The organism is Streptomyces sp. NPDC002276 (assembly GCF_053891435.1).
The window spans coordinates 1-11,895 of the sequence record NZ_JBSFCQ010000047.1 but is presented as its reverse complement, the minus strand read 5'-3'; the positions used below and the strand labels follow the sequence as shown (position 1 = coordinate 11,895).

Here is an 11,895-nt window from a genome sequence, read left to right as displayed (position 1 = left end):
GCCGACATCGACTTCGTCGCCCCGGCGTACGAGGGCGACGTCCTGGTGGCGACCGCGACGGAGCCACCGCCTCCTTCGAGTACAACAACACCTTGTCCAGCACGTGGGGCATCGCGACCAGCGTCGACGGGGCGCACTGGTCGATCACCGGAAAGATCTCCCGCAAGAACACCACCGGCCACGCGGTCGGCTTCTCGAACCAGGGGCCGCGCTGGGCCAAGCGCTTCCAGATTCCCATCGAGTACCAGGACGTCGACCACCAGGTCGCCTGCCCCTACAAGACCACGCATACGTACTCCATCGTTCCGGTGAAGTACGACATTCCGTCCGGAGGCGCCGTGGCGAGATACGGCGCCGACGTCAGTTCCAAGGACGGACCGACCCCCTACCGGAATTCCAACCCGGCCTACCGCGCCGTTCTCGGAAAGAAGCAGTACGCGACCATCACCTCCGGAAACTCGATCACCTACGGTGTCGCGGTCAAGGCGTTCGGGGTGTCGCTCAGCCTCGACACGGAGTATGGCGCGTCCCACTACCAGAAGATCTCTGCCGGATCGGGCGGCCAGGAGCACGACATCTGGGGTGCCAAGGGCAAGATTTCGGGGAACCCCGGTGTCACGGTTCCTCCCACCCGGGAGGAACCGCCCCTGTTCTGTTCGCCGTTGCTAGAGGGCCACGCCCAACAGGGCGTCCACCGCGCGGGATACGACGCCGGGGGCGCCCTCGTCGCTGCCGCCCCGGTCGCGCTGGACGGCGGCCCAGCGGTCGACCGCGGCGAGCGCGGCAGGGGCGTCGAGGTCGTTCGCGAGGGCTTCGCGCATCTCCTCGACGAGCTTCAGGGCGGAGGGGCCGTCGGGCCGGGAGACGGCGGCACGCCAGCGGCCGAGCCGGGCGACCGCGTCCGCGAGCACCCCGTCGGTCCACTCCCAGTCGGAGCGGTAGTGGTGGGCGAGCAGCGCCAGGCGGATCGCGGCCGGGTCGACGCCCTCGCGGCGCAGCGTCGAGACGAAGACCAGGTTGCCCTTGGACTTCGACATCTTCTCGCCGTCCAGGGCGACCATGCCGGCGTGGACGTACGCCTTCGCCATGGGGAACTCGCCGGTCAGCACCTGGGCGTGCGAGGCGCCCATCTCGTGGTGCGGGAAGGCGAGGTCGGAGCCGCCGCCCTGCACGTCGAAGCCCATGCCGAGGTGGTCCAGGGCGATGGCCACGCACTCGATGTGCCAGCCGGGGCGGCCGGGGCCGAGCGAGCCGCCGTCCCAGCTGGGTTCGCCCTCACGGGCGGCGAGCCACAGGATCGGGTCGAGCGGGTTCTTCTTGCCCGGGCGGTCCGGGTCGCCGCCGCGCTCGGCGGACAGCAGGCGCATCGCGGTGGCGTCGAGGTTCGAGACCCTGCCGAAGTTCGGGTCGGAGCCGACCGAGAAGTAGATGTCGCCTTCGAGTTCGTAAGCGGCACCGGCCTCCCTGAGACGCTCGACGAGCGGCACGATGCCGGGTATCGCCTCGACCGCGCCGATGTAGTGCTGCGGGGGCAGCATGCGCAGGGCGGTCATGTCCTCGCGGAAGAGGGCGGTCTCCTTCTCGGCGAGGGCGACCCAGTCGACGCCGTCGCGCACGGCGCGCTCCAGGAGCGGGTCGTCGACGTCGGTCACGTTCTGGACGTAGTGGACCTGCCGCTTGGTGTCGAGCCACACGCGCTGCACGAGGTCGAACGCGTTGTAGGTCGCCGCGTGCCCCATGTGGGTGGCGTCGTACGGCGTGATGCCGCATACGTAGAGACGGGCGACGGGACCGGTGTCAGGGGTGACCAGACCGCCGGTCGCGGTGTCGTGGATCCGGAGGTCGCGGCCCTTGCCGGGCAGGGCGGGGACCTCAGAAGCGGGCCAGGCATACATGTCATGAGCGTAACCGGACAGGTGTTTCGCATACGAACCGGACCAGGGCGGACGGCCGATCAGGCCCTCTTGCGCCCCGGTGATCGGCGTGCTGCTACACCGGCGGCCACGGAATGGCCGGCCACTCCCCGCTCGGTTCGGGATGCTTGCCTACGGCTAGCAGCGCGTCGACCCGCGCGCGCGTGGCGTCGAGTTCTACGGCGGTGATCAGCTCGGCGAGCTTCCCGGCGAGCCCGGCACCGTCCCTGAGCGCCTCTCTGAGCCCCTGGAGGACCTCGATCGACTCCGGCGTCAGAGACTCGCCCGCCCAGCCCCACAGGAGGGTGCGCAGCTTGTTCTCGGCGTTGAAGGTGACTCCGTGGTCGATGCCGTAGAGGCGGCCCTCGTCGGCGGGCAGCAGATGGCCGCCCTTGCGGTCGGCGTTGTTGATCACGGCGTCGAGGACGGCGAGCCTGCGCAGCCGTTCGTCGTCGGCGTGCACCAGGAGGGCGGTCTTGCCCTCGCCGACCTCGGCGAACCCGATGGCCTTCCAGCCCTCCTCGGGCTCCTCCGCGTCGACCAGGGCGAGCAGTTCGGACTCGGCCGCCGTCTCGATCCACAGCTGGCACATGCCCTCGCCGTACGGCCCGTCGCGCAGCACGGTGGTCGGGACAAGGCCCCAGCCAGTCGCCTCGGAGACCTCGTAGGCGGCGACCTCGCGCTGGGCGAGGTTGCCGTCCGGGAAGTCCCACAGGGGCCGCTCACCGGCGACTGGCTTGTAGACGCAGGACGCCTCGCGGCCCTCGTACGTCACGGAGCAGAACAGCACCGCGTTCGAGGCCTCGCGGATCTGTCCGCGTACCTTCAGCTCACCCTTGGCGAGCAGCTCGGCCGTGGTCACGCTCCGCGGCGGTATCCGTTCTGGCGCGGACATACGTGTCCTTCCGGGTCGAGCGGGAGGCTGCACAGCGGGCAGGGCGGCCGGCCGGCGTTGACGACGTCCAGGGCCCGCTTGGCGAAGGCGCGGGCCTGGGCGCCGGTGAGGCGGACACGCAGCATCGGGGGTCCGTTCTCGTCGTCCTGGAGCAGCCGCTCCTCGGCCTCGGCGAGGTCCTCCTCGGACTCCGCGTCGAGCTCCACGAGGGCCTGCGCCTCGACGATCATGCGCTGTTCCTCGCCGTCCCAGGCGAGCGCCATGGTGCCGACGCGGAACTCCTCCTCGACGGGGGTCTCCAGCGGGCGGGTGTCGGAGATCTCGGTGGGGGTGACGGCCGGGACGGCCGCGCTGCCGCCACTGCGCCGTACGACCTCGTCCAGAAGCTCGTCCATGCGCTCGGCGAGCGCGGCGACCTGCGTCTTCTCCAGGGCCACGCTGGTCACCCGAGGACCGGCGGCGGCCTGGAGGAAGAACGTACGGCGCCCGGGCAGACCGACCGTACCGGCTACGAAGCGGTCCGGCGGGTCGTAGAGGAACACCTGACGGGACACGTCCTGTCTCCATTGGAATCGACTGCTGACAAGTGCGGCGCTACTGCGACCGCTTCACCCTACTGCGGCCGACGATCACGGTGCGCCCGCGCCGCCCCCGACGGTGGCCTCGTCGCCCGGGGGCTCCTCGCGCGGCGCCAGGGAGGCGAGATCGCCGGTGTCCCCGAGCCGTACGAGAAAGGGCCTGAGACGGGTGTAACGGATCGCGGTGATGGAACACGGTTCTACGGAGATCCGCTGGAAGAGGTCCAGATGAAGTCCGAGTGCGTCCGCGACGAGGGACTTGATGATGTCGCCGTGCGAGCACATCAGGTAGACGGCGTCGGCGCCGTGATCGCGCTCCACGCGCGCGTTCCACTCGCGTACGGCCTCGGCCGCCCGGGTCTGCATCGCGCGCATCGACTCACCGCCGGGGAACGCGGCGGCCGAGGGATGCGCCTGGACGACCTCCATCAGGGGATCGCCCGACAACTCGGCGAGCTTACGGCCGGACCAGTCGCCGTAGTGGCACTCCCCGATCCGCTCCTCGGTGTGCAGCCGCAGGTCGGGGCGGGCGTCCAGGAGGGGCTGGAGGGTCTCCTGGCAGCGTTGCAGCGGGCTGGCGACCACTTCGGCGATCGGCAGCGCGGCGAGCCGTCCAGGGAGCGCTGCGGCCTGCGCGTTGCCCCGCTCGTCGAGGGCGACACCGGGCGTCCAGCCGGCGAGCACTCCCCCGGTGTTGGCGGTCGAACGTCCGTGCCGGACAAGGATCAACGTGGGCATGGGGCCAAGGGTAGGCGTACCCCAGGGTGCGGTTTCGGGCGGAGGGCGGGAGAATACGCACCGTGATCGTCGACTACGCCATCTACCGCGACGGACGCCGGACGGAGGGGCCCGGCGATTTCTCCGACGGCCTGGACCACTGCCGTCGGGTGGGTGACGCGTTCGTCTGGATCGGCCTCTACGAGCCCACCGAGGACGAGTTCGACAAGGTCACCCAGGAGTTCGCGCTGCACCCACTGGCCGTCGAGGACGCCCTGACCGCGCATCAGCGGCCCAAGCTGGAGGTCTACGACGACTCGCTGTTCATGGTCCTCAAGCCGGTGGGCTACGAGGCGGACAGCGACGTGGTCACCTCCGGCGAGGTCATGGTCTTCGTGGGCGACTCCTTCGTGGTGACCGTCCGGCACGGCGAGGAGGCCCCTCTGGCGGCCGTACGGCACCGTCTTGAGGAGGAGCCGGAGATGCTGCGGCACGGTCCTACGGCGGTGCTGTACTCGATCGCGGACGCCGTGGTCGACCACTACGTGGACGTGGCGGGCGAGTTGGGGACCGACCTGGAGGAGCTGGAGGCGGCGGTGTTCTCGCCGACCGGCGGCGGCTCGCGGACCACGGCGTCGCGGATCTACGCCTTCAAGCGGCAGATCCTGGAGTTCCGCCGGGCCACCGGACCGCTCGCGCAGCCGCTGTCCCGGCTCGCGGGCGCCGGTCTCGCCGGGGACCGGGTGCGGTTCGTGCACGACAAGGCGCGGCCGTTCTTCCGGGACGTGAACGACCACCTGATGAAGGTCAACGAGTCCGTGGAGGGCCTGGACCGGCTGGTGTCGGACGTCCTGGCGGCGCATCTCGCGCAGACCGGCGTCCGGCAGAACGACGACATGCGGAAGATCTCCGGGTGGGCGGCCATGGCCGCGGTGCCCACGATGATCGCGGGCGTCTACGGCATGAACTTCGACCACATGCCGGAGCTGCACTGGCTGTGGGGGTATCCGGCGGTGATCCTGCTGATGGTCGCCCTGGAGGTGCTGTTGTACCGGACGTTCAAGCGGCGCGGCTGGCTGTAGCGGCCCGGCCCTCCGCTCCGGCTCAGGCGAACTCGGCGGCGGTCGTGGCCGGTCCGCCGAGGGCGTCACGCCGTTCCGGCATCCTCAGGGACACCATCCGCCGCCAGCCGCCGAGCCGTTCGTACGCGTACACGGCGTGGATGCCCGCGGCGAGCACCGCCGACTTGGCCCGGGGCCAGCCGAGGACGCGTCCCATGTGGGTCATCACGGCGAGACTCACGTCCCGGTAGATGCGGATCTCCGCCAACGCGCACTCGCGGAGCGTCCGTTGGATGGCGCGGCCGTGTCCGGCGGCCGCGAAGCGCAGCAACTCCTCGTGGCAGTACGCGAGATGGTTGTCCTCGTCGTGCGAGATCATCCGCACCGCGCGGCCGAGGTCGGGGTGGTCGGCGAAGTGCCTGCGCAGCAGGTCCATCTGCTCGGAGGCACGCTGTTCGGTGACGCGGCTGTGGGCGAGGTAGACGACGATGTCCTGGACGGTGAGCGACTGGTCGCCCTTGAGCTTCTCGTGCGGGAGACCGATGCCGCGCCGCTCCAGGAGCATCGTGTAGTCGGTGTCGGAGGGCACCGGGACGGGTTCGAGGCCGCGCTTCTTCATGAGGGCGTTGAAAATGCGCCCGTGCTTGTCCTCGTCGGCGCCGTGCCGACTGATCTTGGGGGCGAGGTCGCGCTCGGTCGGCGGGACGAGCGCGGCGATACGCCCGTTCTCCCAGCCGCCCTGCGATTCGCCGCCGGCCGCGATGGAGCAGAACAGCCGGAAGGACTCGTCGTCGTCGAGGATCTCCTGGAACAGGCTCTTGGCCGAAAGCATCTGAAGGCACCTCCATGCAGGATTCCGCCGCATTCCGCAAAGAACGAGTCAAATGCGACGCCAGAGGTGCTGCAACAGCTGTGTCGGACAACTCCGCCAAAAGGAGGACGGCGGATGTCCCTCCGGGGGCGTAACCGCGCGGCCCGCCGCGCGTTGTTCCCCGTGACGGCCGTGGCGGGGAAGACCCCCCGAGCCCCCACCACGGCCGTAGAAAACTTCCGTACGGCAGGGCCGCGTTACGCGAGACCCGCGCGCTCCAGTGCGTCGGTTCCGGCGCGGAGGGCGGCGATCCGCTCCTCCAGGGTCCAGCCCGCCGGGGCGAGCGTCAGGGTGGTGACACCGGCCGCCGCGTACTCCTTCATCCGGTCCGCGATGCGGTCCACGGAGCCCAGCAGTGTCGTCCTGTCGATCAGGTCGTGCGGGATGGCGGCCGCGGCGCCGTCCTTGTCACCGGCCAGGTACTTGTCCTGGATCTCGGTCGCCGCCTCCTCGAAGCCCATGCGCCGCGCCTGCTTGTTGTAGAAGTTCTGCTGCCGGCTACCCATCCCGCCGACGTACAGCGCGGTGTACGGGCGGAAGGTGTCGGCGAGCTTCTCGACGTCCTTGTCCTCGCCGAGGGCGAGCGGGAGCGTCGGGACGATGTCGAAGCCTTCGAGGGTCTTGCCCGCCTTCTCGCGCCCGGCCCGCAGATGCCGTACGGCGGTGTCCTCCAGGTGCTCGGCGGACGGGAAGATGAGCAGCGCGCCATCGGCGATCTCGCCGGTCTGCTCCAGGTTCTTCGGGCCGATCGCCGCGATGTAGAGCGGGATGTGCTCGCGCTGCGGGTGGACGGTCAGCTTGAGGGGCTTGCCGGGGCCGCCGGGGAGCGGCAGCGTCCAGTGCTCGCCGTCGTAGGACAGCCGCTCGCGTGTCATCGCCTTGCGGACGATCTCGACGTACTCACGCGTGCGTGCCAGCGGCTTGTCGAACTTGACGCCGTACCAGCCCTCGGAGACCTGCGGGCCCGAGACGCCGATGCCGAGGCGGAAGCGGCCCCCGGAGAGCGAGTCGAGGGTCGCGGCGGTCATCGCGGTCATCGCGGGCTGACGGGCCGGGATCTGGAAGATGGCCGAACCGACGTCGATGCGCTCGGTCTGCGCGGCGACCCAGGTGAGCACCGTGGCCGCGTCGGAGCCGTAGGCCTCGGCGGCCCAGCACACGGCGTAGCCGAGGCGGTCGGCCTCCTGGGCCACGGCCAGATTGTCGCCGTCCATTCCGGCACCCCAGTAGCCGAGGTTGATCCCGAGCTGCATGGCAGACCCCTTACCCATCAGTAACGTCGCTGTTGTGCCGACCCTAGCGCGAGGTGGTCCCGGCGGACAGGACGGGTGCCGGTGAGTGGTCACGGAGCGTGCCGTGCGGAGGACTGTCGATCATCGTGCGAATCGGTTATCCACAGGCAACCACAGGCCAGGTTCAGGCCAGTAATCTCGGCGTTCATGGAGCAGAGGCATCTCGGCCGTACCGGCCTTCGTGTGTCCCGGATCGGACTCGGCACCCTCACGTGGGGACGCGACACCGACGAGCACGACGCCGCGGACCTCTTGAAGGCGTTCTGGGAGGCCGGCGGCACCCTCGTCGACACGGCGGACGTGTACGGCGACGGGGAGGCCGAGTATCTGCTCGGACAGCTCATAGAAGGGCTCGTGCCGCGCCGGGACCTGGTCATCTCGACGAAGGCGGGGAGCGTGCCCGACCCCGACCGCCGCTTCGACGGCTCGCGCGGCCATCTCCTCGCCGCGCTGGACGCCTCGCTGGCCCGGCTCGGCACGGACTACGTCGACCTATGGCACATCCACGCCTTCGACCCGTTCACCCCTCTTGAGGAAACCCTCCAGGCCCTCGACCTGGCGGTCAGCAGCGGCCGGGCGCGCTACGCGGGCGTCTCCAACTACTGCGGCTGGCAGCTCGCCAAGGCGGCCACCTGGCAGCTGGCGGCGCCGGGCTCGCGGACGCGGCTGGCCAGCACACAGCTGGAGTACTCGCTGTTGCAGCGGGGCGTGGAGCGCGAGGTGCTGCCGGCCGCGCTCGACCTGGGCATCGGGCTGCTGCCCTCCTCGCCGCTCGGGCGCGGGGTGCTCACCGGGAAGTACCGGCACGGCACACCGGCCGACTCGCGCGGCGCCTCGGACCACATGGGACTCTTCGTCGCGCCCTACTTGGACGACACGGCGAGCCGCATCGTGGACGCGGTGACCACGGCTGCGGACGGGCTCGCCGTGACCCCCCTTCAGATCGCCCTGGCCTGGGTCCGCGACCGGCCCGGGGTGGCCGCCCCGATCGTCGGCGCGCGCAACGCGCAGCAGCTCACGGCCGCATTGTCAGTGGAGGCGCTTAGTCTTCCTGACGAGATCTGCCGAGCGCTCGACGATGTGTCGGCGCCTCTGCACCGCTATCCCGATCACGACTGGAGCACGCTGTGAGCACGGACCCGGAGACCACGGCCCCGGACACCACGGAGCCCGCCGAACCCGGCCTGCCGGACGATGCGGCCGAGGAGTCGGGCACGGACGCGGCGGAGGGCGCCGAGGGCACGGAAGCCGCCGATGAGGCCACGGCCGCCGAGGGCACCGAGGGCACCGGTGAGGCCCCCGCCGAGCCTGCCGCCGCTCCCGAACTGTCCGAGGCCGCCGCCGAGTTGCTCGCGCAGCGGCTGGAGCGGGAGCGGATCGAGCGGCGGAAGGCGGAGAAGGCCGGGCCCATCGCGGCCGGCGCCAAGCTGAGCGGTACGGCCGCCGATCTCCTCGCGGCCGTACGCGCCGTGGAGAGCGGCGAGAAGCCCGTCGCCACCGCGTTCACCGGGCCGGAGCCCACCCCGCGCCGCGCCCCCGCCCCCGAAGCCGTGCGGCGGCCACAGCCCGTCACGGCCGAGCCCGGCGCCCCGGCCGGCGAGACCGTCGCGTCCGTGCGGCAGGTGCTGGTCGAGGGCGGCGCGCCCGAGACGCTCGCGGCACAGGTCGCGGCGGCGCTCGGCGAGGGCGCGGACGACCAACTCCGCGAGGATCCCTGGCAGTTGCTGCGCGTCCCGGGGGTACGGCCCGAACAGGCCGACGGTTTCGCGCGGGCACTGCTCGGCGCCGAGTGCGCGCCGGACGACGAGCGGCGGGGCCGGTCCGTCACCGGCTGGCTCCTGGAGCAGGCGGCCCTGGCTGGGCATACGGCCCTGGAGGCCTCGGCGTTGACGGCCGCACTCGCCAAGCAGGGCGTGCCCGACCCCGACGCGGCGACGCAGAGCGCCATCGCGGAAGGCGAAGTGCTGGTGTTCCAGGACGCGTTGGACGAACCCGCGGTCCCGGTGCAACGCACGGACGACGAGGCGGAAGAGGGCTCGGAGGACGCGGAGCGTCCGGTCCGGGTGCTGATCGGCCTGGAGCGGTACGCGCTCGCCGAGGAGAGCCTCGCCGACGGACTGGCCAAACTGATCAACTCCGTGCCGAAGGAGGACGGTTCGGCGGCGGACTGGGAGCGGGCCGGCGGCGCCAAGGGGTCCACCGGCGAGCTGATCCGCGCGGTCGCGGGGCACGGCCTGGTGCTGCACACCGGCGGGGAGGCGTCCCTCGAAGAACCGGCCGCGCTGCTGCACACGGCGGCGGGCTTCGGACTGCGCGCCTGGGCCGCCGCGTACAGCCCGGTGGGCCGGGACCGGTTCACCGCGCTGCTGACGCGGTCCGACGAGGCGGCGGGTGACGGTTCCGGTGACGGACCCCAAGTGGCGACCGTCGCCGGGTTGTTGGCCGGCTCGGCCGGCGGTGAGGGACCCGGGCGGGACGCGGACGGCGCCCTGGACCTGGATCTCCTCGTCGTGCTCGACGCGCCTCAACTGGACGTCGAGACGGCGGCGTTGCTCACCGAGTCGCTGCCGGACGGCGCCCGGCTGGTGCTGGCCGGGGACCCCGCGGTGCTGTGGTCGGCGGGCCCCGGGCGGGTCTTCGCCGATCTGCTCGCCGCGCGGGCCTGCCCCCACGTCGTCTCCCGCCGCCCCGACCTCGGTCCCGTGGGCGAGCTGGTCTCCGGCATCGGCATCGGCGAGCTGAACCAGGTGGAGGCCCCCGGCAAGGAGGTCGTGATCGTGCCGGTGCGGGACGCCGGCGAGGCCGTGCACCGGACCGTGCAGCTCGTCGCCGACTCGGTGCCGCGCGTGATCGGCGTCCCCGCCGAACAGACCGTGGTGATCACCCCGGGCCACGGCGGCGCGGCTGGCACCCGCGCCCTCAATGTGGCACTCAAGGAGCGGCTCAACCCCGGCCCCGGCCGGTTCGGCGGCTTCGACCCCGGTGACCGGGTGGCCTACTCCCCCACCCCGGGCCGTACCGTCGTCGGCCAGGTGGTGAAGGCCGACGCCGAGGGGCTGCACCTGTCGTGCGCGGGCGAACCCGTCGTCGTACCGAAGGAGCGGGTGGAGCAGTCCGTGCGGCACGGGTGGGCACTGACCGCGCATCAGGCGGTGGGGGCGCGGTGGCCCGCGGTGGTCGTGGTGCTGCCTGGGGACGCGGCGCAGGCACTCAGCCGGCCCTGGGTCTACACGGCGTTCAGCCGGGCGGACCGTCATCTGTCCGTGGTGCACGGCGTCGACCAGGCGCTGCCCCGCGCCGTCGCCGAAGTCCCGGCCAAGCCGCGCACGACCCGGTTGCCGGTCCTGCTGCGACCGCAGGTACCGGCGGGGACCTGAACCGGATGATCTAGCCCGGGGACGCTACGAGGGCGGCGGTCACGAAGGCGACTCCTTCGTGACCGCCGCCCTCGTCCCGTCCCAGCGAGGCGCGGTGCGGTGCGGCTCAGCGGTCCGCTTCCAGCACCTCCAGGTCCTCCTCCTCGTCGAGATCCGCGTCGAGGTCGGGATCGACTTCGTCCCCGATCTCGTCCTCGATCTCGTCCTCGATCCCGTCGTCGATCTCGTCGTCGAAGACCGCGCTGACGTCGAAGCGGCACACCACCCGCTGCGGGTCGACGCCCTCGAAGGGGGCCTCCAGCCAGGCGCCGGGTTCGGCCGCTTCGTCGGCCGCGGTCACCCACAGCGTGGAGTCGCCCTCCTCAAGGCCGAACTCCTTGGGCCGGGAGGCGATCTCGTCGGCCTCGAACTCGTCGAAGAGAATGCCGAGCGCGCCGTGGATCGTGCCGGAGGCCTCTGTGCCCGTGCCGTCGCCGACCGCCGCCTCGACCCGCTGCGCCTGCGCGAGCAGCCGCTGCGGTTCCGCCACGGCGTAGTCGCGACGGATCAGCACGCTCACCGCGTTCGGCTCCTCGGGGCCGGTGTACGGCGGCAGGGAGTCGTCGGTACCGGGGATCTCGAAAGGCGTGACCTCGTCGTAACGGTCGTAGAGCAGCTCGTCATAGACCTCGGCGGCAGCGGCGAGCTGGTTGAACGCCTCGTAGACGGCCGGGTCGTCCTCCCCCGACCGGCCTTCGACCGCGGCCAAGTGGCGGTCGAGCGCGGTCTTGACCGCCTCGGCGGCGGCGCGTACCTCGGCAGCGGTGGGCTGCGCAGCATCAGACATAGTGCAGACGCTATCCGTACCGGGGCTCTGCCCGCACAATAGATGCGATGCCGGAATACGAATTTGTCGACGTGTACGTACCGCGCGGGGTCTCCCGCAAGGACGCCACACGTCTACTGACGGACCACGCCGAGTACGGACACTGGGAATTGGACCGACTGAGCCTGCTGCGCGACGGCAGCCGCAGGGTGCGGCTGCGCCGGCGGATCATCCGCCAGGTGCGTGCCACGTGGTGAGCTGAGTCGGGCGAAACGGAGCGGGCCCCGGCTGGGCGAATTCCAGGGGTCGTTGCAACACCGTGGTGAGTTGATCAGGCCGCGATCAGTTTAGACAGGCGCTCGGCTGGGGTCTCCCAGTCGAGCGTC

12 protein-coding genes are annotated in these 11,895 nt (G+C 71.3%); 4 read left to right on the top strand and 8 right to left on the bottom strand.

All coding sequences use genetic code 11. From position 1 onward, the window contains the following. From ACWIHT_RS46985 to ACWIHT_RS46965, 5 genes are all read right to left on the bottom strand, one after another. Window positions 1-238 (bottom strand): hypothetical protein (locus ACWIHT_RS46985; RefSeq protein WP_456174789.1); only part of this gene is annotated, 238 nt, incomplete at its 3' end. A 427-nt stretch (window positions 239-665) separates the two neighbouring features. Continuing rightward, window positions 666-1,895: a cysteine--1-D-myo-inosityl 2-amino-2-deoxy-alpha-D-glucopyranoside ligase gene (gene mshC / locus ACWIHT_RS46980; RefSeq protein WP_456174788.1), complete on the bottom strand. Its 1,230-nt coding sequence runs from the start codon at window positions 1,893-1,895 to the stop codon at window positions 666-668. Window positions 1,896-1,989: 94 nt separating this feature from the next. Then, a complete protein-coding gene (locus tag ACWIHT_RS46975) occupies window positions 1,990-2,808 on the bottom strand; it encodes an SCO1664 family protein (protein WP_456174787.1) in 819 nt (272 codons plus the stop codon). Continuing rightward, window positions 2,772-3,362, bottom strand: a complete 591-nt coding sequence (locus ACWIHT_RS46970; RefSeq protein WP_456174786.1) for a DUF3090 domain-containing protein — start codon at window positions 3,360-3,362, stop codon at window positions 2,772-2,774. Before ACWIHT_RS46970 ends, ACWIHT_RS46975 begins: the two co-directional genes overlap by 37 nt. A 75-nt stretch (window positions 3,363-3,437) precedes the next feature. Next, window positions 3,438-4,124: a histidine phosphatase family protein gene (locus ACWIHT_RS46965; RefSeq protein ID WP_456174785.1), complete on the bottom strand. Its 687-nt coding sequence runs from the start codon at window positions 4,122-4,124 to the stop codon at window positions 3,438-3,440. A 62-nt stretch (window positions 4,125-4,186) separates the two neighbouring features. Between ACWIHT_RS46965 and corA the strand changes: the two genes are divergently transcribed. Further along, on the top strand, window positions 4,187-5,185 hold the full coding sequence (gene corA / locus ACWIHT_RS46960) for a magnesium/cobalt transporter CorA (RefSeq protein WP_200709357.1): 999 nt from the start codon (window positions 4,187-4,189) through the stop codon (window positions 5,183-5,185). Between the two features lie 22 nt (window positions 5,186-5,207). Here corA and ACWIHT_RS46955 read toward each other — a convergent pair whose 3' ends face one another. After that, window positions 5,208-5,996, bottom strand: coding sequence for a ferritin-like domain-containing protein (locus tag ACWIHT_RS46955; protein ID WP_456174784.1), 789 nt, complete (start codon window positions 5,994-5,996; stop codon window positions 5,208-5,210). Window positions 5,997-6,232: 236 nt separating this feature from the next. Continuing rightward, on the bottom strand, window positions 6,233-7,288 hold the full coding sequence (locus ACWIHT_RS46950) for an LLM class F420-dependent oxidoreductase (RefSeq protein ID WP_456174783.1): 1,056 nt from the start codon (window positions 7,286-7,288) through the stop codon (window positions 6,233-6,235). Between the two features lie 186 nt (window positions 7,289-7,474). Here ACWIHT_RS46950 and ACWIHT_RS46945 point away from each other — a divergent pair, with 186 nt between their 5' ends. Next, entirely contained in the window at window positions 7,475-8,458 is a 984-nt protein-coding gene (locus tag ACWIHT_RS46945; RefSeq protein WP_456174782.1) for an aldo/keto reductase, read from the top strand. After that, window positions 8,455-10,704 (top strand): helix-hairpin-helix domain-containing protein, encoded by a 2,250-nt coding sequence (locus ACWIHT_RS46940; protein WP_456174781.1) that lies wholly within the window; start codon window positions 8,455-8,457, stop codon window positions 10,702-10,704. The genes ACWIHT_RS46945 and ACWIHT_RS46940 overlap by 4 nt, the downstream gene beginning before the upstream one ends. A 106-nt stretch (window positions 10,705-10,810) precedes the next feature. Here ACWIHT_RS46940 and ACWIHT_RS46935 read toward each other — a convergent pair whose 3' ends face one another. After that, window positions 10,811-11,530 (bottom strand): hypothetical protein, encoded by a 720-nt coding sequence (locus ACWIHT_RS46935; protein ID WP_456174780.1) that lies wholly within the window; start codon window positions 11,528-11,530, stop codon window positions 10,811-10,813. Window positions 11,531-11,577: 47 nt separating this feature from the next. Between ACWIHT_RS46935 and ACWIHT_RS46930 the strand changes: the two genes are divergently transcribed. Further along, entirely contained in the window at window positions 11,578-11,766 is a 189-nt protein-coding gene (locus ACWIHT_RS46930) for a DUF5703 family protein (protein WP_005485166.1), read from the top strand. Window positions 11,767-11,895 lie beyond the last annotated feature (129 nt).

Excerpts from the sequence above, each read along its gene's own strand:
- ACWIHT_RS46930 (WP_005485166.1), top strand. The coding sequence starts at position 11,578 with ATGCCGGAATACGAATTTGTCGACGTGTACGTACCGCGCGGGGTCTCC.
- mshC (WP_456174788.1), bottom strand. The coding sequence starts at position 1,895 with ATGTATGCCTGGCCCGCTTCTGAGGTCCCCGCCCTGCCCGGCAAGGGC.
- ACWIHT_RS46965 (WP_456174785.1), bottom strand. The coding sequence starts at position 4,124 with ATGCCCACGTTGATCCTTGTCCGGCACGGACGTTCGACCGCCAACACC.
- ACWIHT_RS46955 (WP_456174784.1), bottom strand. The coding sequence starts at position 5,996 with ATGCTTTCGGCCAAGAGCCTGTTCCAGGAGATCCTCGACGACGACGAG.
- ACWIHT_RS46935 (WP_456174780.1), bottom strand. The coding sequence starts at position 11,530 with ATGTCTGATGCTGCGCAGCCCACCGCTGCCGAGGTACGCGCCGCCGCC.
- ACWIHT_RS46975 (WP_456174787.1), bottom strand. The coding sequence starts at position 2,808 with ATGTCCGCGCCAGAACGGATACCGCCGCGGAGCGTGACCACGGCCGAG.
- ACWIHT_RS46950 (WP_456174783.1), bottom strand. The coding sequence starts at position 7,288 with ATGCAGCTCGGGATCAACCTCGGCTACTGGGGTGCCGGAATGGACGGC.
- ACWIHT_RS46945 (WP_456174782.1), top strand. The coding sequence starts at position 7,475 with ATGGAGCAGAGGCATCTCGGCCGTACCGGCCTTCGTGTGTCCCGGATC.